Here is a 23,145-nt window from a genome sequence, read left to right on the forward strand (position 1 = left end):
GACAGGCGGCTTAAGAAAAACGGATTCTGTCTGCCGACAAAATCCGTTTTCAAACCGTACACCATTCAGCTTATTCTATTTCTTCTCCTCGCTCTTCCTCCTTCTCTTCTCCCATCATCAACATCGCAACAGCCGAAGCGCACAGCATCAACAGAAATACCGGGCTCCATCGATCGGCAAGGGTAAACATGAGTACCAGAGGCTGTGTGCCAAAGAAGAGTAAAACCGCGGCCACTGAAATGAGCAGCGTCATCCATCTCGAATGCTTTTTAAAAAAGAAGGCGCACACGGTCATAGCCAGGCACAGAGCCGCTGAAAGAAGGTCAATCAACGCCATAGATGTGGCGTCACCGGACAGTCCGTCCTTTCCTTCTCCGTATATCTTATTAAGCAGGCGCTGGAGCAGCGGGGTATAGCCCTTTGTCGAACCGCCGGCTGCAGCGCTGCTTCTTCTGACGTTATCACTGACAATTCCCGTGTAGGGCGCCACGCTGCCCACTGTCACTACAGGGTGACCGCTGTTCTTTACCTCGGGATACCCTGGAGTAATACCGCCGGCACTGCCATAATCATTCCCGGGAACAGTATCGGGAATGTCACTCGTACTCTCATCGCTGCTGTCATTATCGTCTGGCGGCAGCACAGTACCGCTTTCCTTTTCAAAAATTACGTTGACTCGATGGTTTTCGGACAGGCTTTTAAAGAAAATACTGCCTGTTTCAAGATAATGGTTACAGACCACACCATCAACCTCGACTCGTGTTGCTCTATATCCTGAATCTGGGGTAAAACGAACCTCATGGTCGGCTCCTGCGTCGAGTGTTTTGGTCGGGGTAATGGTTCCGCATCCCTCTATACTGGTTTCTATCACGAAATGCTCAGGCTTCACCGTGGTGTTTTCTTCCTTGAAAATTACTGTGACACTATGGTTTTCATGAATATCCTCAAAACTGGCTTTTCCTTCATTTCCAAGACCTCTCAGGTCGTCCCGGATAATGCCGTCCACAATCACCGCAGCTACCCGGTAGCCCTCCTGGGCCTTCCAGGCAATACTCCGGCTGTCCCCCTCATTTACAATAACAGACGGGTCAATCACGCCGCCCACACCGCCGGCCACACTGGTGGCAATAGTAAACTGTCCGGGTTCCGGCTCTGGCATCTCTGTGCCTCTTTCATCAAGAACCACTTCGATCAGATGACTGCCGGACAGCCCTTCAAAGGTATAGCCGTTGGCTGTGGCAAGCTCAGGATGGCTCTGTCCGTCAATTTTAACGTCTTTTATCTCATACAAATTATTGTCATACTGCCATTCGATGAGAACATCGTTGCCCTCATTCACACCAAGCTGTGAAGCTGTAATACTCGCACCCGGCGCACCGCTGATGCGCGTAACCACATCATGCGTATTTTTCGGCTGATCTGGAGGAACTTCACTTTCACTGTCATCGCCATGCTTCAGGGTGATGACAACCTCGTAATCATTCTGAAGGTTCGGCAGGGCCAGCCGGCCGTTTTGTGCAGCCTGGGATAAATCCCTGTCCAGAACACCGTCTACCGTTACGGCAATGCTGTCAATCATAAAAGGCTCCTCAATATCCCTCCAGGTGATCAAAGTCGATTCACCCTTCAGGAAGGTACCGCCGCCCTCAATGGTGCCAGGGCCGCCCACAATGCTGGTTCGCACACCGCAAAGCGCATCAACCGGAATTTCCTCCTCGCCATTTTTCACAAAGGTTACCCTGATCTGGTGGTCCTCTACAATGCTCTGAAGCGGCACCGTAATCTCGTCGCCGTTTATCTGAATCAGATCATCAGCCTGAACGACATGCTCTTTAAAGAAATCGAATGCCTTTGCCTGAGCCGCGGTGGGATCGTCAAATTCTTTAACTTCTCCATCAAATTCGACACGGCGCAGATACCAGCCCTCCTGGGGTTTGGCCTCGACGGTGTAGTCTTCCTTATAGAAAACCGTTTTGCTGGGCGAGATAGAGCCGCTGCCCACCTTATCGGTCTCGATGTGCCGCAGGTTTGGTTTGAGCTTAACCTCGATCCGGCTGTCCTCCTGAATATTCTCAAACACCTCCTGGGTTTTGGTGGTTTCCTGAGGCTCGCCGTTTACCTTAATGTCCTCCACAATATAGCGCTCGTCTTCAGGGCCGGCCCACTCTACTTCGTAGCTGCCGCCTTCGGGCACCACGGCTGAGCCTGTGATGCTGCCTGGGCCGCCGGTCAAAATCGTCTCAACTTTATACAGCTTCTTCTCAGGATCGATCACTTCGCCGTTGTCGTTGGCAAAAATAACATCTACGGTATGGTCTCCGCTGATCTTTTCAAAAGTATAGCTGTTCTCCGCCATTTCTTCTGGTGTTAAAACCCGCTCATCCGCAGTGTCCTTATCAAGGATAATACGCTTGATCTGGTAGCCACTGTTTTCTGCCACTCCCCATTGAATGACTGGACTGCTGTTTTTTACCACAACCATGGTCGGCGTAAGGGTAGTCTGGGCCGGATCGCCGCCGGTTTGGCGGGTGGTGATGGTCCAGAAGCCTGGCGTCTTGCCCGTATCCAACTCCGGTGCCACCGGTTTAAAATTCACCACCACCTCATGGTCACCACTCACCTGGGCAAAGCTGATAGAGCCGCTGTCGCTGACAGACTGCTCTATTCCGTCCATGGTAATGCCGGTTACACGGTAGCCTTCACCAGCCTGCCATTTTACCTCGTAATTTTTTCCAGCTTCCACTGTGGCGGTCTGGGTAAGGGTAGAGTCATCGCCGCCGCCGTTTTTGGTTGTATAAATGGTATACCATTTCTGCGGTTCGGGCGCCTCTGTTTCTTTTTCAAATACAATGCTGACATGGTGGTTCTGGTTAATGGCGTCAAAGGTCACACTGCCGGCCTTGCCGCCGTTTCGCAGGTCATCTCTTACTCTGCCATCCACAAGCACTCTGCCCACCTGATACCCTTTATCCGGGGCCCAGGAGACTGCGGTGTTGTCACCGGCCTTAAAGGTGCCGGTTCCGTCAACAATGCTGCCATAACCGGATTTTTCAGCGGTGATGTCGTAGACCTTCTGGGTATAGGTGGCGGTAAGGGTTCCTCTGTCCTCTGGCAGATCACCTTTCTGATACACGGTTTCCCCGGTCACCGAATTTCCTTTGCTGTCCACATAGCCTGTAAACTGGTATTTCTGTCCGCTTTTATCTGTCCAGTAAGAAGGCGCAGCGGGCAGACGGTTCCCCAAGGTTTCACCATAGGGGATACCGGCAAGGGTCTTGTCAGGCGTCTGCGGATTTTTGGAATCCGGGGTTAAAAACACATCTAGATCATAGACCGCTTTTGTCCAGGCTGCGTAAACTCTGGTATCTCTCATAATGGATACCTGATCGGTAAAATCTTTTTCCAGGCCGTTTTCTTTATATTTCCAGCCCGCAAAGCTGTAGCCTGCACGAGTCGGACTATTCTGGGGCAGCGCAATACTGGCGTTGTACTTCACACCCGTCACCGGCGCGCCAAAAATGGCCGCTGTGGTTTCCTCACCCACATAGAAGGTGACTGTGTATTCATTGATCTTCCAGACCGCGTACAGGGTGGTATTGCCTGCGATGGCGGTGTCGGCCGTGAAATCTGCCACGGAGGCGTCTTTATTCACCGACCAGCCCGCAAAGCCATAGCCAGTGCGGCTGGGGCCTGCCAGTTCGGCGGCGGACAGCTTGTCGCCATAGGTTTTATTACTCAGGCTGCGGTAGGGCTGCACCCCGGTGGCGCCGTCGTTTTTGTAAAATTCAACCGTGTAGGGGACGCGTTCCCATACTGCGTAGTAGCTCTGGTTTTCACCCAGCCAGATACTGCTCTCACCAGATTTTAGCACCTCCTCAAAGCGCTCATTTTTTTCGATGGGGGCAAGGGCCTCATCCGACCAGCCGCGGAAAATATAACCGGGACGGCTCGGGGCGATGGCCGGACGAACTACCACGTCATTGTATTTTTTCTGCTGAGTCTCATAGATTTTTGCGGAACCGTCCTCCTCCTGGCTGCCATCATTCTGGTAAAAGGTGGCTGTACCAAAAGCCGTGTTCAGAACAGGATAGACCGGTATGACCGTATTGACGTCGCCTTCATTCTCAAAATAGCTGCTGTATTTAAAGGCATCCTGTGTTTTGTTGATAACGGTATTCTCGTCAAAGTTGACCGCAGCTTCCACGGCTTTCCCAGATTCAGGATCGACCGGCGGATTCGCAGGGTCAATAGTTGACCAGCCCAGAAAAATCCTGTTGGCTCCGGTATCCACGTCATTGACCTTTAACTCCTGCGGGAAAGCCTTATTGTCGGTTTTAACACTTTTGTCATAAGATACATCCCTTAAGGTCTGCGGGGCTTTGTCCTCAAAGCTGCCAACCGGATAATTAAACTGGAGATCGTATTTCCGAGGCTGCCACACGGCGTAAATATTCACGCTGCTGCCCATGTCCTCTGTAATCTGGCAGTCTTTTTTAAAGGCGCTGGTTCCCGCCGTATAATCTTCCGGCGTGGAATCCGCCTTTAATGACCAGCCCGCAAAGGTGTAACCCGCGCGGGTGGGTGCTGCCGCCGGCAGCAGGAATTCCATTCCCGGCACCGTCGGGTTTTCGGTCAGGGCGTCCACCACCTTCGCGTCAATGCGCACGGTATCCTGGGCAAAAAGATCATCCACAGGGTTTCCAGCACTGCCGGTGGTATCGTCGCTGTCATTATAGCAGTAGTTCAGGGTGACGCCAGGCAGCACATAGAGCTTTTTGCTGGCTGTCATGGGCTTTTTGTCAATGAGCCAGTTGTAGGTGATGGTGTAGGTGCCGTAATCTTTGTCGGTAAAAGGAGTGCTGCCATTAAATAAATCCTCATAATCCTGGACATTTCTCCCTGAGTCCGGGTCGCCGGTGTCCAGAATATCCTTGACGGTGGTTTTTCCGTCCAGGCTCATTTTTTGAATGGTGACGCTGACTTCTCCAATGACCTTCCCACCGATGCTTACCGGCACTTTTTTATAGTTGTCTCCTGGATACGTCACTGACGGCAGCGCCGTGGCGGGATCGTCCGGGTTATAGGCGGCCAGATCCGCCGCAGTAGCTTTGATAAAATTGACACCTTTTTTATGGTCATAGGACCTTTCACTATCCACCTCTGTGAGGGCGGGGTACAGGCGCACATCACAGCCAATACCCATATCCGGGTTGGCTGTGGACAGGGACAGGGAGACCGTAGGGCAGAAGCGCAGCGCACGGTTACCGGTCACGCCGCCCACCGTTGCGCTTGCCTGCACCCAGCCGATGCCCGGCGCCATGTTGGTGACCCGGTCGTTATTTTCGTCGCGGTTAATGGTCAGAATATCTTCCCCGGGGGAGACCAGGCTCTTGATATTGTCCGGGTGGCGGACGCTGTCGTGCTGCCACTCGTAGACGGCATTGTTGTCCGGCGCGTTTTTGTTGTTGGTAAGCTCAAAGATGTCCGCAATGTCGCGGACCGTATCATAATCTGTGGCATCTGCCGCAGTGTTGTCCCTTAAAAAGGCGGTGGATACCGACGCTTCGGAGTAGGCCATAACCAGGTCGGCCTGCTCGTCGCCAAAGTTCTGTTTGACTGTTTCGGGATCCGCAAAAACTTTGAGCTGGGGGTAGAGGCTGTCTTTGCAGACCCAATTTTTGTTTGTTGAAAAATAAGTGACGTTTTTGCCGGTGAGCTCTTTGGTTGTTTTCCCTGCAACACCCGTTTTTCCAGCCACTTCCCTCATGCCAGACATTTGTTTATCATAATAGCAATTAGCCACGTTGCCCGCATTATTTCCTGAAAACCCACCGGTGTAAGTAGTGGCACCTGTTAATTTCCCGACTTCACCAACTGCATAGCATGGATTAAAATTTACATAACTATTTGCAGCACCAATGAACCCACCCAAACAACCAGTACTGTGCTCCATACCAGTAATCGCCGTAGAGTAACAGTTTTGGTAATTGCTCTTAAGGTCTTTTGTTGCACTACTTAAGCCCGTGAATCCTCCTACATTAGTTTGTCCTTCTACAATTCCAGAAGTATAGCAATTTGTGAAAGAATTGCTGCCATAATCGTCACCTGTAAAAGCTCCAACCGCAGTCTTTCCATACATTGCTATATTCGAGAAACAATTTTTCAATGTTGATTTAGAAGAGCAAGATTTAAATCCTCCCGCATCGCCTGCGCCAATAACAATCCCATCGACAGCGTAACTATTGGTGATCGTTCCTGAAGAGGGTCCTGAAAGATTTCCGATACATCCTGTTCCCTTAATATAAACATTTTTTGTGTAGGCTTTATCAATATTTACAAACCCACTAGATTGTGCTGTTCCTGCTACTAAACCGCCAGATGTACCTCCGACTTCCATCAATGCGTGTTCCAAACTGCAATTACTAATACTTCCATAATAAGAGGCATTAGTAGAAAAACGGCCAAATAAAGCTGAGCTGTTTCCACCATTTATTTTAGCTGAAACAAAATGCAGGCCAGAAATCTTGGTTATCCTTCCACTGGCTCCGATAAATCCAGCATAATCATTATATCCCGCGGCATTTATAGCATTTAAATTATAGATGGTATGCCCTTCTCCATTTATGACTGTACCATAACTTAGTATTATGGCCGTCCACTTTTTTGCTTCTATGGAGTTAGTCCCATCGGTGTCTGTTCCGCCTAAATCCATATCATTTTTGATGTTGATTGTTCCACCCTTTGCTGAAACGGCTTCCATTGCATACCGAAGCTGTTCGGGATAGTATATTTCATATACACTATCTACTATTTCTGGCATAACCATCGGGTTATTCTCCGGCCTTCCATTTTCATCTCCGGCCGATAGGTTGGATTTTTCCCCGCTCCATTTCGGAACAGTGTCGTCCGTAACCGTCCAGCCTTTTAAACCATAGGATTCAAACTCTGCTACAGTATTATCCCAAATTCTGGCGGTGTAGGTATCCCAATCTTCCTCCGCCGCCTGCACTGTGCCCCCTGCCCATGGCATCACGCCTGCCATCAGCACCAGGCACAAACACAGTGTCAAAAAACGTTTCCCTCTCATCTCTGTCACAGCGCTTCTGTATCGCAAAAGCGCCCTGTTCTCCTTTCCTTTTATTCTCTCATATTCCTCACAGCGCTTATCTTATTTCATCAATCATATTTTTTTATCCATACTTTATTATAAACATTCTTTTCACCTTTTCTAGCTTTTAATTTATTTCCTTTATTTAGAGCAGACCCTTCTACTTTAGATGATGACGGCTTTTTAAAAACCGGGTCACAATTTTTTTAAATATTCTGTATTTTTTTTAGTGCAATATCTTTGCTCTTATTTTATTCTCTAAGACGATATTTTTCAGCTTGACTTTGAGCTCAAAAACTTCTAAAGTTATGACATAAGGGAGAGGTAAAAAAATGGCGCAAACAATCAATAATCAATCGCTTTACAAACTGGTGACTGCCGCACAGCAAGGAGACAGGGAGGCCTTCAGTGACCTGTTCCGTCTGTCCTCCCAGCAGCAGTACCACTATGCCTGCCTGATCATGAACGACCCTTTTTTGGCAGAGGATATCGTTCAGGAGGTCTATATTAAACTGTATCAAAACATTAGACGGATTAAGGAACCTGAAAAATTCTTGGCTTATGTGAGCCGCATGACCTTTAACCAGTGCCTGATGTATAAACGGCAGCGCTTCTACCAGACGGAGGGCTGTGTGGGCGATGAAGCGCTGTCAGCCTTTGAGGAAGGCACTGCCTCACACATTCCTGAAAAAAACGCCCTGAAGCTTGAACGGTCCGAGTGCCTGGCCAAGGGATTGAGGAGCTTGAGTGAGGAGGAGTGCTACGCTTTTGTCATGCACTACTATGAGAATAAAAATATACGGAAAATCTCTGAGGAAATGGCTTTGTCAGAGAGTACGGTAAAACGGCGGATCCGGGACGCCCGGAAAAAAATGGCAAATTACCTGACCGCTCGCGAGCTTCACGGCATCCTGGCGGCTCCTGCTTTTCTGCTGACCAAATCCCAGCAGGAGCAGCTCCTCAGTAATATTTTGAAAGCTACAGGGGATAAATCCAAAATTTCACCGCAAAAATCCATGACCAGAAGCAGGAAAGCCACCGTGGCCGTCCTGTCTTTCTGCGCGGCTCTCGGTCTCCTGCTGGCTCCGGCCATCGTCCTCAACAGGCCTAAAACCCCTGAGCCATCCGCCGCCCAGATTTCTACCACCCCTGCTGACCAGAGCCCGCCGTCTGTGGTTTCCATAAGCAACACGGCAGACACCTTTACCATAATGCTAATTGATTCTTCGGAGATTGATTATGAGGCGGTTTACGTGACCACACCGTCTGGCGAAAGACTGGCGCCTCTGTCGGTTGACCTTTCCAGCGGCACTATGGTCTTTCCCATTTCCGGGGATACCTATACACTCCACCTCGCCGATATCCACGGCAACGCAGGAACCGCACCTGTAGCAGTGGAGCAGGAAAGCCCCTGATTTCATATAAACAAAAGATCCCAGAACATTTTGTTCTGGGATCTTTTGTTTATATGAATTAAAAAGAGGGCAATTGTGCAAAATGGATCGAGTCAAAACGCCTACGCGTTACATCTTTTCTGAAGCGCCGCCCACTTACGGTCAACTTCTTCCTGCATTTTCTCAATGAGTCCTTCGTTTTCTTTTTTAAACAAATGCTTGAAGCGGCCCTGGACCTTCAGGAAATCTTCGATGGGCAGCTTTTTCTTCGGCTCATAATTGAGTATCCATTTGCCCTCAACGACTTCATAAAGCGGCCAGTAGCAGGTTTCCACCGCCAGCCTGCAGATTTCCATAATGTCCGGCGTATTGTACCGCCAGCCTCTGGGACAGGGTGCGAGCACGTTCAGGAAAGCCGCGCCCTGGGTGTAGATGGCTTTCTCTGCTTTGGTGTGGAGGTCTTTAAAGTTTTTGATAAAGGTGGTCTGGGCAGCGTAGGGGATATCATGGGCTGCGATGACCTCTGTCAAATCCTTGCGGTTCTGCTCCTTTCCGGCGGATTCTCTGCCGATGGGGCTCGTGGTGGTATCCGCGTACATGGGGGTGGCGGAGGAGCGCTGAATCCCGGTGTTCATGTAGGCTTCATTGTCATAGCAGACGTACACCATATCGTGGTTTCGCTCCATGGCCCCGGAGAGGGACTGGAAGCCGATATCGTAGGTGCCGCCGTCGCCGCCAAAGGTAATGAACTTATAGTTCTCTTTGACCTTTCCCTTTTGATGGAGCGCCCGGTAGGCGGACTCAACGCCGCTGCAGGTAGCCGCTGCATTCTCGAAGGCATTGTGGATAAAAGAATCCTTCCAGGCTGTGAAGGGATACATAAAGGAGGATACCTCCAGACAGCCGGTGGCGCAGGTTATGACTGCCTCGTCGTCCTCGTGCAGTCCGCGCAGAACATTTCTGACTGCAATGGTTCCGCCGCAGCCCGCGCACATTCTGTGGCCGGGCGCAAGGCGCTCCTCTTTATTCATTGTTTGCTTAAAATTGTACGGCATTCTCAATCCTCCTATTCTCTAACCGATAAATAACGGTAGTTTTCACCGGTTTTACCGGTTTTGCCGACTTCTATGATGTCGTCAAAAACAGATGCCAGGCTTTCTGTAGTAACATCCCGGCCGCCAAGCCCGTAAACGTAATTGATCATCGGGATGTTCACGCCGATATTGTAAAGCGCGTTTTTCACGTCCTCCGCGATGGGGCCTGCGTAACCGTTGTAGCTCTCGGTTCGGTCCATACAGGCGATAACCCTTGCGTGCCGGATCGCTTCGGCGATTTCTTCTGAGGGGAAGGGGCGGAAAACCCGTATTTTCAGCATGCCCGCCTTAACACCGGCAGCGCGGAGCGCGTCGATGGTATCCTTGGCGGTGCCGGCTGCCGACCCCATAATGATCATCACATATTCCGCATCCTCCAGCTGGTAGGTCTCAAACAGGCCATAGCTTCTGCCTGAGATGCTTTCAAAATCATCCGCCACGGACTGGATCACCTTCTTGGCGTTTTTAAGCCCTTCAAGCTGGGCTCTCTTGGCTTCCATATAGTATGAACTCACCGCGTACGGGCCGACCGCCAGCGGATCGCCGGCCTTTAAGAGGTACTCGTCGGGGGTGTACTCTCCGACAAAATCCTTCGCAGCATTGTCCTCAAGCAGGTCGATGTTTTCAACCGCATGGCTTGTGATAAAACCATCCTGGCAGATCATGATGGGCAGGCGCACATCCGGGTGCTCTGCGATGCGGTAGGCCTGGATAAAATTATCATAGGCCTCCTGATTGTTTTCGGCAAAAATTTGAATCCAGCCAGAGTCCCTTGCGCCCATGGCGTCGGAATGGTCACAGTTTATGTTGATCGGGCCGGACAGGGCGCGGTTGACCAGCGCCATGGCAATGGGCAGCCGGTTGGAGGCGGCCACGTAAAGCATCTCCCACATGAGAGCCATACCGCACGATGAGGTGGCGGTCAGCGTTCTGGCGCCGGCGGCTTCTGAGCCGATGGCTGCGCTCATGGCGCTGTGTTCACTCTCTACCGGCACAAAAACCGTGTCGACTTTTCCGTCTGCGACAAAGCTTGAAAAATACTGGGGCACCTCGGTGGACGGCGTGATGGGGAAGGCCGGCATAACATCTGGGTTGATCTGGCGCATCGCGATGGCAATGGCCTCGTTTCCTGATAAGCGTTCTCTCATTTTCATTCTCCCTCCTTCATGATAATCGCCTCAAAGGGGCAGACCTTCGCGCAGATCCCGCAGCCCTTGCAGTGCTCCATATCAAAACCCTGCCGCTTTTCATCCTTTACCGGGATGGCGCTGTCCGGGCAGACCGGCACGCAGAGCAGGCACTGCCTGCATTTATCCCGGAGGTATTCTGGCGAATCCACCCGCCACTCGCCGGTGTTAAAGGCCTCTGAGGTCTTGCTTCCGGCAACCGTGCAGCCAGTTGTGAGGTCCTGCCATTTAACGCTCTCGTTTAATTTAGAAATATCGGATGCCATTTATTTTACCTCCTCAAGCGCCAGGGACAGGGCTTTCATGTTCCCCTCGATAACCTCTGGCTTCGACGCGAATTTATGTTCAAAGGAATGCCGCATTTCATTAAGAAACGCTTCCTTTTCCATGACCCCGCTCACCTTTACAATGGAGGCGAGCATGGGGGTGTTTGGAAAATATTTACCGAGGGCCTGGATGGATACCCTGCGGGCGTCAATGGTATAAACGCTGCCGGTATAACCTTTGAGGTGCGGCGCCAGCTCGGCTTTGTCTCTGCTGGTATTGATGATGACCGCACCCTCCGGGCTCAGCCCTTTTGTGACGTCAACCGATTCCAGCAGGGTCTCGTCGACAACGACCACGTAGTCGGGTTCATAGATATTGGAGTGGACGCGAATCCGGTTTTCACTCAGCCGGTTATAGGCGGTGATCGGCGCGCCCATTCTCTCTGGGCCGTACTCTGGAAAGCCCTGTACGTACATTCCTGTTGAAAAGGCAACATCGGCCAGCAGCAGGGCCGCGGTTTTTGCGCCCTGGCCGCCGCGGCCATGCCATCTTATCTCTAAAGTATCCTTCATTTTAATTTCTATTCTCCTTTGTTCGCTTTATTCTTTTTCATTTCTTTCTTCTGTCTTTTTTCCTCAGCCCGTTTTTCACGCTTGAGGGCTGCCGCTTCGGCGACGTCTCTGCCTTCAATCTCTTCCACTTCCAGATACTGCTTGGACCAGAACATCTTGACAAAGCCAAAGATTACCACCACCTGTAAAAATACGATGGGAAAGCCGACCAGCAGCTTGACGGCTTTCGCGCCGTCCAGACCGCCTAAGAGCAGGAACAGCAGTGCGATACCGCCCATGAGCACGCCCCAGAAAATCTGAATGCCCTTTGGCGCGTCCTTGTCCTCCGCTTCGTCATCCTGGCCCTTGAGGCTCATCTTAGAAACCGTTGAGGTGACTGCGTTGGCCAGGGTTACAAAGGAAATCACGATGATGATCATCATCAAAACTTTCATGACATTTGAAAGCGGCATGCTGTCAAACAGGGTGAGCATAACGGCTTCGGTGCCGTCTTTTAACATAATGGCGTTTAAGTCCAGCCCGCCAAAGAACTGTTCGTGGGCGGCCAGTCCGCCGAAGAGCCAGCACCACACCATGCCGAACAGGCCGGGTGCGATCATGTTGACGCCGATAAATTCCTTAAAGGTTCTGCCCCTGCCCAGACGCGCCAGGAAAAAGCCTGTGGTCGGCGCAAAGATAAAGAAATCAATGTACCACAGCCAGTTCCACCAGACCGACCATTTGTCTGCGCCCACCATGGGCTCGTTAAAGGTCATGTTTGAGAAGAAGTGCGTGATCATGCTGCCGGTGGTTTCTGTGCCCAGCGAGAGGGAGAAAATTGTCGGCCCAAAGATGACCACATAGACAAGCATCAGGATAAAGAGCTTGGCGTTGTTGTCGCCGAGCCACTGAATGCCTTTCTTAAGGCCTGAGACGCTTGACAGCGTGTATATTAAGGTGATGACAATGCCGATAATAATATAGGAAAGATAATTTGCGCCAATGCCAAACACCTGGCTGAGGCCGTTGGCAACCTGCAGAATCCCATAGCCAAAGGAACCGGCCACACCGCCGACAATGGCAAAGGTTACCACCCCGTCAATCCAGCTGCGGTAGCGGTATACCTTATCCCCAAACAGCGGATACAGGGTAGCCGATACACTGAAGGGCTGCTTCATGTTGTGATAAACATAACCGGCGATAAGCCCCGCGATAACGTAGACGCCGTATAGGGTCAGCGACCAGTGCATCATGGTATTTTCCATGGCCCAGCTCAGGGCACCGTAGCTGCCTGCCTCGAGGCCAATACCCACGGCCGGCCTGAAGGTATACTCAATGACCTCGGCGGGCGGGAAGAACACAATGCCCATGCCCATACCGGCGCACAGAGACATGGCCCACCAGGTAAAGGTCTTAAACTCTGGCTTGGCGTCCTTGCCGCCCAGCCGGATTTTTCCGTATTTTGAAAACATAAAATAGAGTGCAAAAACAATGCACAACAGTGTCGCGAGGTTTAAAAACCACCCGAGATTGCCGCACAGAAAATTGACAACGCTGTTGAGCGCGGCGACAAAGCCCTCCTGGTCAATCTGGCTCAGCACAAAAATGATCGTGAAGATAACGGCTGATATCCCGATAACAATATAATCATACTTACGCGCTTTAGAATTCATAACTTCCCCCTTCTGCTCAATTTTTCATTGAGACTCAATAGTGCTCCCCATTGTCATAAAAGCAGCTGGCCGGCAGATCGGTAAAGGTCACCTGCGCCTCCCTGAATCCATTATCCCTGAACAGCGCTGTCAGCGCTTTGGCGGTCCGGTCCTGGATTTCCTGAGAGCGCCCCAGCCATAAAATATCCGCAATGGGCATCCACGTTTCTTCTTCCATCTTATCCAAATGGACGGTCTGCTGAAATAAAACGTGGATATACTCCGGCTTTGTCTCAGCGACCTCCACAATAATCTCCCTGACAGATTCCGCCAATGCTTTTGCAGACTGGCAGGGAATCCCGTGTATGGTGACTCTCGGCATTATTTTTCCTTCTTATAGACTTCTACGATTCCCTCGAAGCCATTGATTTTAACCCAATCGCCGGTCTCGATCACATCACATGGGTCGGCTGAGACAATGTCCGCCACCGCAGGTGACCCGATGACCACCGTTGCCACACCGGCGCGGGAATCCATCTTGCTGAAAATCCAGCCCGCCGGCTTAAACCCGGAGATCATCGCCGAATGGAAGTGGCAGGACCACCCGTTAGAGCCTTTGCTGCAGGGCAGAACCAGAATTTTCCCGTTAATATTCTGCCCTTCCTCCGCGTGGCCCTTTTCAATGATTTCTCCGGTGGTGTCGCTGACGCCGGCCCAGCCCTGAATACTTTCCCTGCATACCAAAGCCTCGCCTTCGGCGACTCCGTGATACGCGCCGCGTCCATACATTGTTAGAATTTCCATTTATTTTCCCTCCAACCATTTTCCGGCTACCGCCGCATCAATACAGGCGTATTTATCGCCGTAATATACCGGATTTGTAAACTCTGAACGGATATAATGCGCCTGCTTGGCCCCATCTGTTGCCATTCCCTGGGCGTGTCCAAAGTACTTGCTGCCAATGACCAGAGGGCATCCGCTGGTCATGATATAGCCCCCGGCGTCCTCGATCATTTTGCAGTAGCCATTCTGAACCGCCATTTCTCTGGTGGCGTAGTCTGTCCAGAGCGCAAACTCGACATTCTCCGCGATTTTTTTTCCTTCGATATACAGCGCTGCGTCCCGGATTTCTTCCAGCGTGTAATGGGGACAGCCCAGGGCGATGAAATCAACGGTGTGCTCACCCTTATCGCACAGCATGGCAAAGGACTCATCGTAATCCTGCTGCGTAATCTTTATGACCGGCGCGTCCTTTTTACCGCCGAGGGCGGCCTCACGGGTCGGCGCTTCGGGTGTAAAGTCCACGATGTGGCACATTTCCGCGCCGCTGGTGGTGGCCATGGCCGCAAAGCACTGTTTGAGCTTAATGAGGTTGGGCTTTTTGAAGGGGCCGTCAATGACCGGCACACCGTGCGGTGGCAGCTTGCGGCCAACCGTATAGCCGATGATGTCCCAGTCTACCTCTGTTTCCGAGGGGCATTCAATCTCAAAGACAATGGTGCCGACGCGGGCTTCTTTGGTATGATTTCCCCAGAGCGGCGTTCTGCCGCAGACCGCGCTCCACGCCGCGGCCTCGATGCCGTCCGAATTGCCGCAGGCGCCAAAGACCGAGTTGCACATGACCACATTGCTGGATTCGGTGGTTACAAAATGTTCTCCCTTTAAAGGAATCCATCCGATCAGATAGGGGGTGCAGCTGCCTGTGATGGACACGCCTGCTTTCTTGGTGATTTCAAGAAATTCTCTGTTTTTTTCAAACAGCGCCTTATCCAGGTGCAGCGGCTCGTAAACATACTGGTCACAGGGCGCGACACAGGTCTGGCAGAAGCACCCCTTTTCCATTTCACCCATGGGGATCGTTTTATCCGCGCACAGGTACATCTTAGAAAATATTTCATCATAATCCTCCGAACCCAGGGATTCCAGATAAGGGTGTGCGCCAAAATAAAGCGTCGCTTTTGATACCTCACATAATTCCTGTGCTCCGAGGGACTGGGCGTATTCAATGATCTTTTGCAGCGCGATCTGTTTGAACTCCCCAAACTCACCGTCAAGCATCCGCTTTTCGTATTCCGTTAGTTTTACCATTTCTCTCTCCTTGTTCGTAATTACCGGTAATGGTTTCGATGCTATTAATAAACGCAAGTATCGTGCCAATTTGAGAAAAACAAAATCCCCGCATTTTTACCCGAATCTGTGATATAATTATAAAAAAATTATCTAAAAATAAAAAAGAAACATAGACAGTATTTATTTTTAGACAAAAGGAGGCTGATGATTTCATGGAAAACCCTTTTAACCACAGCCCGGAATACCTGGAGTATCTGGACCGTCTGCCAAAGGAATTTTTTTTAAGGGTTCTGGAGCACCTTTATCTGGGCATCTATGTCAGCGACCGCGACGGCAACACCGTCTACGCAAACCCTGCCATCACACGCCACTATGGTAAAAGGCCCGAGGAGCTTGTAACCTATTCAAACTGGGGGATCTGGCAGGGCATTGTCTCGCCGCCGGCTTATAAGGAGGTCTTTGAAAAAAAACGGACCCTTTTTTACCGCCAGATGCACTTTTTTTCCAAAGAGATTCTCACCACCATCGCGATTCCTGTTCTGGATGAAAATCACGATATTGACCTGCTTCTCGGCATCACCCAGGACAACATTGTAAAGTTTGACCGCAGCTATGATGAAATTTACTACCAGAGTACCGAAAACACCAAGAGTAATTTTAAGGATATCATCGGGGAGAGCAAGCTCTACCTCCAGGAGCTTCTGACCCTCCGCCGCGCCGCCAAGTCAAAAACCTCCATTTTGATTTTAGGCGAATCGGGAACCGGCAAATCTCTGGCCGCACACTATGTTCATAACTGCAGCAAGCGGAAGGATCAGCCTTTTCTTGAGATTAACTGCGCGGCCATCCCCGAAAACCTTTTGGAATCCGAGCTGTTCGGCTATGTGCCCCACGCCTTTACCGGGGCGAACCCAAAGGGAAAGAAAGGCCTGTTTCAGCTTGCCAACCACGGCACCCTGTTCCTCGATGAGATCGGCGATCTGCCGCTGTCCCTCCAGGCCAAAATCCTGTTTGTGCTGGAAACCGGGAAATTTCTGCCCATCGGTTCAGAAAAATATATCGAAGTCGACGTGCGCATCATCAGCGCCACCAACCAGGATCTGGAGCACCTCATTGAGGAAAAGAAATTCCGGGATGACCTCTACTGGCGTATCAATGCCATCACCTCCATCATTCCGCCGCTGAGAGAGCGCAAGGATGATATCGTGCCCCTGGCCTTCCACTTTTTACAGCAGAATAACCGGGAGAACGGCACCAACAAAAAAATGGACCCTCTGTTCATCAGCTATCTTCTGCAATACGACTGGCCCGGCAATGTGCGCGAGCTTAAAAACATCATCGAACGGTGCTATATCCTGTCGCCGGGCTACAATATCTCGCCGGATAAATTTCCCCGAAAAATAAAAAGCCTGGACGTCGATACGCCCTATGAGCCCGAGGGCACCTTTGACGAGATGATGAACGCCTATGAACGCAATATTATAAGAGCCTGCTACAAAAAGGAAAAAAATATTACCAAAGTACAGAAAAAGCTGGGGCTTTCCCAAAACAAGGCTTACCGCCTTGTGAAAAAATACTGTGCCGATCTGGAAAAATAAAAAAGCGGCAGACTGCTGCCGCTTTTAAAAGAGTGTGAATCATGGAATGCTTTCTTTATTTTGCGCCGATCACCTCGATTTCAATCAGGCTGCCCGGGTACAGCTTTGCCGCCTGCACGCTGCAGCGTGCAGGCCGGTGATCCTGAAAAAACGCAGCGTAGACCGCGTCCACCACCGGAAAGTCATCAAGATTTTTTACAAAGATATTTACCTTTACAATATCGCTCCGGCTCATCTCCGCCTTTTTTAAAACATTCTCGGTATTTGCCAGAGCCTGTTTTGTCTGTGCCTCAATCCCCTCCAGCATTTCGCCGGTTTCCGGCACAAGCCCCAGCTGCCCGGAGGTAAAGATAAAACCACCCGCCAGAACAGCCTGGGCGTAATGGCCCGTGGCTTCCGGCGCTTCCTTCGTATGGATCATCACTTTTTCCATTGTTTACGCTCCCTTTTTATCCTGCTCAAATGCTCTCGCGGTACGCCTCATGGATATAAGGCATCAGGAGCTCGTTCTGTTCCTTAGTGATCTCACTGGGCGTAAAGCACTCAAGCCGCTTTTTCACATCCTGCTCCGCTGCATCCATAACAGTGACGCTGCCCTTATTCTGCCACTGGTTGGGGTCGTCCTTGTTAAAGTATTTTGGAAGATAGACCTCTTCCCGGTACATTTTCGGCGTTCTTCCCTTTAGGAACACCCCTCTCGGCCCAACCTTTTTCAGGGTATCGAAGCAGAAGCGCTCATCCTCACAGTTGATCCCGCGGTTGATGTGAAGCGCCATGTTGTGCATTTCCTCGTCGATCAGGAATTTTCCAAAGTCCGTTACATTAAAGGAGCCCATGCAGCCGCAGGTGTGCAGCACAATATCGGCTTCGCAGTTTCTGGTGGCCTCGATGTTCATCATGGTTTCAACCCCTGCCTGAATATCCGGCTGCTTGGCGTCGCTCAGGCCGCCGCCGGTACGGTAGGGCAGACCATAATAATCCGCCAGTCCGGCGGTCGCGTAGCTGACCAGCACCGATTCCGGCGACCCGATGGAAAGCTGCACGGTGCGCATATCCGTCGCGGCAGAGGTATTGCCGTAAACCACCGGCACCTCCGGGTTGAGCAGCTTGGCCAGCGTATAGCCTGCCAGCACCTCGGCGTTGGTCATGGCCAGCATGGAGGCCATCGACGGCGGCGCAGTCATAAGCGGCATGGCGCAGGGTGTCACAATGATGGCCTGTTTGGTTTCCGCTAAAATAAAGGTCCGTTCAATGGGGTCATGATCCAGGGTGAGCGGCGACAGGGTGTTGACCACATAAGCGTTGTGGACATCTTCATTTCCCTCAAACCGGTTGATGAGCTCAATATTTTTTCTGAAAGCGACCGAAACCTTCTCATCATCCATGCCAAAGGTGTTGGGGCTCGCCATAATCATGGGCTTGTGTCCGTATTTCATAATCATGGCAATGTTCCCGAATATTTTCTGCTCCTCTGTAAAACTGCTGTCATAGCTCAGGAAAAAGTTCATGGACGCCGCTGTCACGATCTTGCTGGTATCCGCCAGCTTAAACTGGTCCAGGACATCCTGGTTGGTCATCTTCTCGATTCTGCCGTTGTGATGATGCCTGTAGATATTCCCGTAAATGCCAATGCTGTGCTGCTCACCCCCGCCGATGGTGATGTCCCCCTTGCAGGACCGGATGGTAAATTCCTTCTTCGCATATTTAAGCACCTCGTCGATCATCTTTTCCGGAATAAAAACCGTCTCGCCCTCCACCCGGGCACCATGCTTTTTAAATACTGCCAAAGCCTTTTCGTGCTCGAACCGCACGCCGACCTCCTCCAAAATCTTGACTGAATACGCGTGAATCTTTAAGACATCTTCTTTTGAGACATACTGCTCATATTTTTTCATTTTTTAACTCCTTACTATATCGTCGGATAGTTTTTATGATTTTAATATAATGCAAGAAGCGTGCCATGCCTGATTCACCCGATTTTCACGATAAATGACCCTTATTTTAAAAAATGCTATTTATTTTTAGATAAGTTTACTTTTTTGATTTTAAAAATAGATAAACATACTTCTCTTTCCTGTTTCAGCTTTCACAATACTTTTTAATCAGCCGGTAAGCTTTGGAGGGTGAAATGTTTAAATCTTCGGCCACTCGGTGTGAAGTTTTATTTTCAGCGTAGGACTTCTGTACCAAATGGCCCTTGATGGCATCTAGAATAAACTCGAAATCATACTCCGGCGCTTTTTCTTCCTCTGCCTCCACCTTCTGAACCATCTCGAAATCCGGAAAATAGATAATGGATTTCCTGCTCAGAAAATACATTCTCTCCACAACGTGCCGGAGCTCCCTGACATTTCCAGGCCATTCATAGTCCATCAGGGTGTACAGGGTCGTGAAGTCAAAAATCTTATGGGTATCGTATCGCTCATTCAGCTGGTTTAAGTAAAAATGAGCCAGGGGAATAATATCCTCTTTACGCTCACGCAGCGGCGGGATCGTCTGGTAAAAGGTGCTGATCCTCCAATACAGATCTGAACGGAAAAGATTTTCTCTGATCATTTCTTTCAGATTCTTATTGGTAGCGGTGATGATGCGGACATCCACACGGATAGCTTCCCGGCCGCCGACTGGAACCAGACGCTTATTTTCAATGACATGAAGAATTTTGACCTGAAGGGGCAGGGGCATATCGCCGATTTCATCCAAGAAGACCGTTCCTCGGTCTGCAATCTCAAAAATTCCTTTGCGTCCGGCTTTACTGGCGTCGGTAAAAGCGCCGGGCGCATAGCCGAAAAGCTCTGCCTCCAGCAGATTACCCGGAATCGCTCCGCAATTGACTGAGAAAAAACGCTGCTCTTTTCTGGGACTGCATTCATGCACATACTGCGCGATCAGTGTTTTTCCGACGCCGCTTTCCCCCAAAAGCAAAACGGGCATATTGGAATCCGCAATTTTTTTCAACTCAATCAGCGGCCGCAAAAAGGACAGGCTCCGTCCCACAATATCCTGCATCGCACTGTCCTTATCCGCGTACAGGTTTTCCTTTGAGCCATCCACATCCAGATAGGGCAGCTTTTCCTGAAACAGCTCGATGACAAATTTAAGCTGTGTTTTATCGTCATCTGAAAAGACTGGCCGCAGGATCCTCACCTGAACGGAGGGGGTCATATCCGCAGATGGCGCAAAAACAAGGGGCTCCCGGATTTCCGGGGAAAAGGGGAGCTGCTCTGTCCGCGCTGGTTTATCCTCAAAATACGCACTCATCCATGCTGGCTCGGTTTGATAACATCTCCTTACGGCAGGGTTTGCAAACAGAACGCGCCCGCTGGCATCCCATACGATTATGCCCAGATATAGCTTTTCCAGCGTGTCTGAAAATATTTGATCCGGCATGTCGTATAAATAATTCCAGTAATACTCTGGAAAGCTTAAATGGTCTTTATAATTTTTCATGACAGGTGCTTTTCCTTTAGGTATAAAGCCTGAGTATAGGTTATGTTCAGAAACTCGGCAATTTTTTTGGTTGAATCCGTCCCTTGACCTACGATGGCGATATTCAGAAGCACAGTCTCAGCCTGCCGGACGATGCCTTCATAATCATGACTGTATTTGTACAGCCGGTCTTTAAAAACGCCCAGAATATCTTTGGGCAGGCGTTCCTCATTGATCTCATTGCTGCTCGTCAAAATAAACGCGCGCTCGACCGCATTTTTAAGCTCACGGATATTCCCGGGCCACGGGTAGGCGAGCAGATAAATAAAAATCAGCGGATAAAAATGCTTATGGGTCTGGTATTCCCGGTTCAAATCCTCTAAAAATTCAAGGGCTAAAGTGATAATATCTTCCCTGTGTTCCCGCAGCGGGGTGATGATGCTGGTGTAAGCGCTGATTCTCCAATAAAGATCCTGCCGGAACTTTTTATCAGAGATAAGGCTGTGGATATCTCTGTTCGTCGCGGTAATAATACGCACATCAATGGGAATGGACTCCGTTGAGCCAACCGGGCGTATGGTCTGGCTTTCGAGAACATGCAGAAGCTTTGCCTGTAAATGCATGGGCATATCCCCAATTTCATCGAGAAAAAGCGTCCCGTGATCGGCCAGTTCAAAAAAGCCTTTCCTGCCGTTTTTTTCCGCTCCGGTAAACGCGCCGCCGGTGTATCCAAAGAGCTCGCTTTCGATAAGGGATTCCGGAATCGCGCCGCAGTTAAGCATAATAAAGGGCGCGTCCCTTCTGGGGCTGTTCGCGTGTATGAGGCGGGCGTAATAGGTTTTTCCGGTTCCGCTTTCCCCCTGAAGCAGTATGGGTAAATCCGAACCTGCTATGGTCATCAGCTGCTCCAGCTTAGACTGCATTGCGGCGTTTTTGGAAAAGACCGGGAAGGGCTGGTCCGGTTCCGGCGCGTCTGGCCGCAGACCGTCTTCCTGAATTACGTGCACAGTATAATCATACGGGCCCTTCTGATGAAAAACCGGCACGGTCGCCGAGGTATTATAGGTATTGGACAACCGGAAGTACTGTTTGTAAAACAGGAGCCGCTGCTCTCTGAGCTGATGTCTGTAAAGTATTGGAAAAACAATGCCCTCCCATTTTCCCCAGTCGATCACATTTACCAGGTCCTCCGGCTTGTTTCCGTACTGCCTGAGAATGGCAGGATTGACGTAGAGTACCTTTCCTCCTCTGTCTGTCACAAAAATACCCGGAAATAGGTTGTTCAATATTTCCAGCATCATTTTTTTATCCAGCGCACACGGGCTCATAAACGCGTCCTCCCTTCTGTTTCCGTTTTCTTAATTATAAAAGATTTGAGCAAAAAAGTCTCAGCCGTTTTTATTTCTTAAAAAACGCCGTTATCCGGCAGCCGGATAACGGCGTTTGAGCTAGCTTTACCCGTCAATCAGCCTATTCTGGTTTTTCCTGCTGTGCCTCCAGTTTTTTGGTTCTTCTCGTCAGCAAGATGGCGGATACAATGCCGATGGCGGAGGAAACGATCAGCAGAATAAAAATTTTGTCAAAGCCGGCGGCTACGTTTCCGGCTGCCGCCGCGTCATCCAGCCATTTACCGCAAATCGGGCCGACCAAAAAGTCGGGAATAAAAGCGATAAAGGAGATAATGCCCGTTGCGATGGCGGTCATGCCCAGCGGAACGCCTGCCTGATCCATGATGGACCAGTAGGTTGATTTCATAATATTGGCCAGGAACGCGATGACAAGCGTCAGAGCGATACACAGCGGAATAACCGCAGATGTGAACATAACGCCGATAATCGCAACGATGATGGCAATAAAAAACACCAGAAAGCCCTTTCCCTTATACGTAAACTTGTCCAGTACAAAGCCGCCGATAAAGCCTGCCAGCAGAACAATGATGTAGCTTCTGACAATGCCGAGGGCGCTGGCCGTTGCCGGGGAAATGTTTAAAACCTGGACGGTATAAGTCGTCAGGTATCCATTGCCCACAGTCCAGGAAATGTAGGCAAACATGATGACAAAAATGGTAATCCAGACACCCGGATTTTTCAGCACCTCCATCAGAGAATATTTTCTGCCGCTTTCCTCTGCGCTTTCCGCTGCCGGGGCTTTGATCTCGGTTTTGGGAAGAAAGATGAGCGCCAGAACAAAGAATACAACGCAGGCGCCGCTGCCAAAGAGCAGCACTGCTTTAATTCCGGCTGCGTCGCTGGCCATCAGTCCCAGGATCCCTAGAAAGGCAAAGCCCATAATGGTCTGGATAATGCCGCGCGTCGCTTCACTGCTGCCGAATATTTTACTCTGGTTATCCTTGTCCGCCAGGTTGCGGATACCGTTAAGGTAGGCAGACCACAGGGTCGCGATTCCGAAAAACCCGTATAAAATATGAACGATGATTAAGACAATAAAGTTTGTTGTAAAGGCAAAGACAGCGGTAAGAATGGCAAAGGCCGCGAGCGTAATGCAGATCAGGGTCTTGGTTGAAAATTTATCCGCAACAAAACCGCCGATCGGGTAGCAGATTGTGTTCGTAAAGGTTAACGCCGAAGCTAAAAGGCCGATCTGCGTGTTTGAAAACTGGTATGCCGCAGCAAACTGATCGTAAAAAGTATACCTTAAATAGGGAATCTGGTACGCCAGCGCAACCGTGGCGCTCAGAATAAAAAACACCATAAACGTCTGAAAATTAAATTTTTTCATGAGAATCTCCTCTTTAAATAATCCCCTCTGTTCCACCCCTTAAGGGTTATCCTTAT

16 protein-coding genes are annotated in these 23,145 nt (G+C 50.2%); 2 read left to right on the forward strand and 14 right to left on the reverse strand.

What is annotated here, in order from left to right; genetic code table 11:
* Positions 1–70 precede the first annotated feature (70 nt).
* The gene (locus tag I2B62_RS13260; RefSeq protein ID WP_195269554.1) at positions 71–7,069 is read right to left on the reverse strand and encodes an InlB B-repeat-containing protein; all 6,999 of its coding nucleotides are present in this window, start codon (positions 7,067–7,069) and stop codon (positions 71–73) included.
* A 371-nt stretch (positions 7,070–7,440) separates the two neighbouring features.
* On the opposite strand from I2B62_RS13260, the gene I2B62_RS13265 reads away from it, so the two are divergent.
* Positions 7,441–8,523: an RNA polymerase sigma factor gene (locus I2B62_RS13265; protein WP_195269555.1), complete on the forward strand. Its 1,083-nt coding sequence runs from the start codon at positions 7,441–7,443 to the stop codon at positions 8,521–8,523.
* 101 nt (positions 8,524–8,624) lie between these two features.
* Here the strand turns inward: I2B62_RS13265 and I2B62_RS13270 are convergent, their stop codons facing one another.
* Genes I2B62_RS13270 through I2B62_RS13305 form a run of 8 tightly spaced genes read right to left on the reverse strand, consistent with a single transcriptional unit; the run spans position 8,625 to position 15,341 of the window.
* The gene (locus tag I2B62_RS13270) at positions 8,625–9,557 is read right to left on the reverse strand and encodes a thiamine pyrophosphate-dependent enzyme (protein ID WP_195269556.1); all 933 of its coding nucleotides are present in this window, start codon (positions 9,555–9,557) and stop codon (positions 8,625–8,627) included.
* A gap of 11 nt (positions 9,558–9,568) precedes the next feature.
* On the reverse strand, positions 9,569–10,750 hold the full coding sequence (porA, locus tag I2B62_RS13275; RefSeq protein ID WP_195269557.1) for a pyruvate ferredoxin oxidoreductase: 1,182 nt from the start codon (positions 10,748–10,750) through the stop codon (positions 9,569–9,571).
* On the reverse strand, positions 10,747–11,049 hold the full coding sequence (locus I2B62_RS13280) for a 4Fe-4S binding protein (RefSeq protein WP_195269558.1): 303 nt from the start codon (positions 11,047–11,049) through the stop codon (positions 10,747–10,749). Before I2B62_RS13280 ends, porA begins: the two co-directional genes overlap by 4 nt.
* The gene (locus I2B62_RS13285) at positions 11,050–11,622 is read right to left on the reverse strand and encodes a 2-oxoacid:acceptor oxidoreductase family protein (RefSeq protein WP_195269559.1); all 573 of its coding nucleotides are present in this window, start codon (positions 11,620–11,622) and stop codon (positions 11,050–11,052) included.
* Positions 11,623–11,630: 8 nt separating this feature from the next.
* Positions 11,631–13,274: a BCCT family transporter gene (locus I2B62_RS13290; RefSeq protein WP_195269560.1), complete on the reverse strand. Its 1,644-nt coding sequence runs from the start codon at positions 13,272–13,274 to the stop codon at positions 11,631–11,633.
* A gap of 34 nt (positions 13,275–13,308) precedes the next feature.
* The gene (locus tag I2B62_RS13295; RefSeq protein ID WP_195269561.1) at positions 13,309–13,635 is read right to left on the reverse strand and encodes a DUF1904 family protein; all 327 of its coding nucleotides are present in this window, start codon (positions 13,633–13,635) and stop codon (positions 13,309–13,311) included.
* Positions 13,635–14,057, reverse strand: a complete 423-nt coding sequence (locus I2B62_RS13300; protein WP_195269562.1) for a DUF126 domain-containing protein — start codon at positions 14,055–14,057, stop codon at positions 13,635–13,637. Before I2B62_RS13300 ends, I2B62_RS13295 begins: the two co-directional genes overlap by 1 nt.
* Complete coding sequence (locus I2B62_RS13305) at positions 14,058–15,341, reverse strand: aconitase X catalytic domain-containing protein (RefSeq protein WP_195269563.1); 1,284 nt, start codon at positions 15,339–15,341, stop codon at positions 14,058–14,060.
* 194 nt (positions 15,342–15,535) lie between these two features.
* Here I2B62_RS13305 and I2B62_RS13310 point away from each other — a divergent pair, with 194 nt between their 5' ends.
* The gene (locus I2B62_RS13310; RefSeq protein ID WP_195269564.1) at positions 15,536–16,921 is read left to right on the forward strand and encodes a sigma 54-interacting transcriptional regulator; all 1,386 of its coding nucleotides are present in this window, start codon (positions 15,536–15,538) and stop codon (positions 16,919–16,921) included.
* 55 nt (positions 16,922–16,976) lie between these two features.
* Here the strand turns inward: I2B62_RS13310 and I2B62_RS13315 are convergent, their stop codons facing one another.
* The 5 genes from I2B62_RS13315 to I2B62_RS13335 form a co-directional block, all read right to left on the reverse strand.
* On the reverse strand, positions 16,977–17,354 hold the full coding sequence (locus tag I2B62_RS13315; protein ID WP_195269565.1) for a Rid family detoxifying hydrolase: 378 nt from the start codon (positions 17,352–17,354) through the stop codon (positions 16,977–16,979).
* A 25-nt stretch (positions 17,355–17,379) separates the two neighbouring features.
* On the reverse strand, positions 17,380–18,816 hold the full coding sequence (locus tag I2B62_RS13320) for a trimethylamine methyltransferase family protein (protein ID WP_195269566.1): 1,437 nt from the start codon (positions 18,814–18,816) through the stop codon (positions 17,380–17,382).
* 184 nt (positions 18,817–19,000) lie between these two features.
* Positions 19,001–20,371, reverse strand: coding sequence for a sigma 54-interacting transcriptional regulator (locus I2B62_RS13325; RefSeq protein WP_195269567.1), 1,371 nt, complete (start codon positions 20,369–20,371; stop codon positions 19,001–19,003).
* Complete coding sequence (locus I2B62_RS13330) at positions 20,368–21,678, reverse strand: sigma 54-interacting transcriptional regulator (RefSeq protein WP_195269568.1); 1,311 nt, start codon at positions 21,676–21,678, stop codon at positions 20,368–20,370. Before I2B62_RS13330 ends, I2B62_RS13325 begins: the two co-directional genes overlap by 4 nt.
* A gap of 142 nt (positions 21,679–21,820) precedes the next feature.
* Entirely contained in the window at positions 21,821–23,089 is a 1,269-nt protein-coding gene (locus I2B62_RS13335; RefSeq protein WP_195269569.1) for an MFS transporter, read from the reverse strand.
* Positions 23,090–23,145 lie beyond the last annotated feature (56 nt).

Origin of the sequence: Eubacterium sp. 1001713B170207_170306_E7 (assembly GCF_015547515.1) — a bacterium.
In the GTDB taxonomy this organism is placed as follows: domain Bacteria; phylum Bacillota; class Clostridia; order Eubacteriales; family Eubacteriaceae; genus Eubacterium.

What these genes read in the sequence shown, in the direction of transcription:
- I2B62_RS13265 (WP_195269555.1), top strand. Translation starts at nt 7,441, where the DNA reads ATGGCGCAAACAATCAATAATCAATCGCTTTACAAACTGGTGACTGCC.
- I2B62_RS13270 (WP_195269556.1), bottom strand. Translation starts at nt 9,557, where the DNA reads ATGCCGTACAATTTTAAGCAAACAATGAATAAAGAGGAGCGCCTTGCG.
- porA (WP_195269557.1), bottom strand. Translation starts at nt 10,750, where the DNA reads ATGAAAATGAGAGAACGCTTATCAGGAAACGAGGCCATTGCCATCGCG.
- I2B62_RS13280 (WP_195269558.1), bottom strand. Translation starts at nt 11,049, where the DNA reads ATGGCATCCGATATTTCTAAATTAAACGAGAGCGTTAAATGGCAGGAC.
- I2B62_RS13285 (WP_195269559.1), bottom strand. Translation starts at nt 11,622, where the DNA reads ATGAAGGATACTTTAGAGATAAGATGGCATGGCCGCGGCGGCCAGGGC.
- I2B62_RS13290 (WP_195269560.1), bottom strand. Translation starts at nt 13,274, where the DNA reads ATGAATTCTAAAGCGCGTAAGTATGATTATATTGTTATCGGGATATCA.
- I2B62_RS13295 (WP_195269561.1), bottom strand. Translation starts at nt 13,635, where the DNA reads ATGCCGAGAGTCACCATACACGGGATTCCCTGCCAGTCTGCAAAAGCA.
- I2B62_RS13300 (WP_195269562.1), bottom strand. Translation starts at nt 14,057, where the DNA reads ATGGAAATTCTAACAATGTATGGACGCGGCGCGTATCACGGAGTCGCC.
- I2B62_RS13305 (WP_195269563.1), bottom strand. Translation starts at nt 15,341, where the DNA reads ATGGTAAAACTAACGGAATACGAAAAGCGGATGCTTGACGGTGAGTTT.
- I2B62_RS13310 (WP_195269564.1), top strand. Translation starts at nt 15,536, where the DNA reads ATGGAAAACCCTTTTAACCACAGCCCGGAATACCTGGAGTATCTGGAC.
- I2B62_RS13315 (WP_195269565.1), bottom strand. Translation starts at nt 17,354, where the DNA reads ATGGAAAAAGTGATGATCCATACGAAGGAAGCGCCGGAAGCCACGGGC.
- I2B62_RS13320 (WP_195269566.1), bottom strand. Translation starts at nt 18,816, where the DNA reads ATGAAAAAATATGAGCAGTATGTCTCAAAAGAAGATGTCTTAAAGATT.
- I2B62_RS13325 (WP_195269567.1), bottom strand. Translation starts at nt 20,371, where the DNA reads ATGAAAAATTATAAAGACCATTTAAGCTTTCCAGAGTATTACTGGAAT.
- I2B62_RS13330 (WP_195269568.1), bottom strand. Translation starts at nt 21,678, where the DNA reads ATGAGCCCGTGTGCGCTGGATAAAAAAATGATGCTGGAAATATTGAAC.
- I2B62_RS13335 (WP_195269569.1), bottom strand. Translation starts at nt 23,089, where the DNA reads ATGAAAAAATTTAATTTTCAGACGTTTATGGTGTTTTTTATTCTGAGC.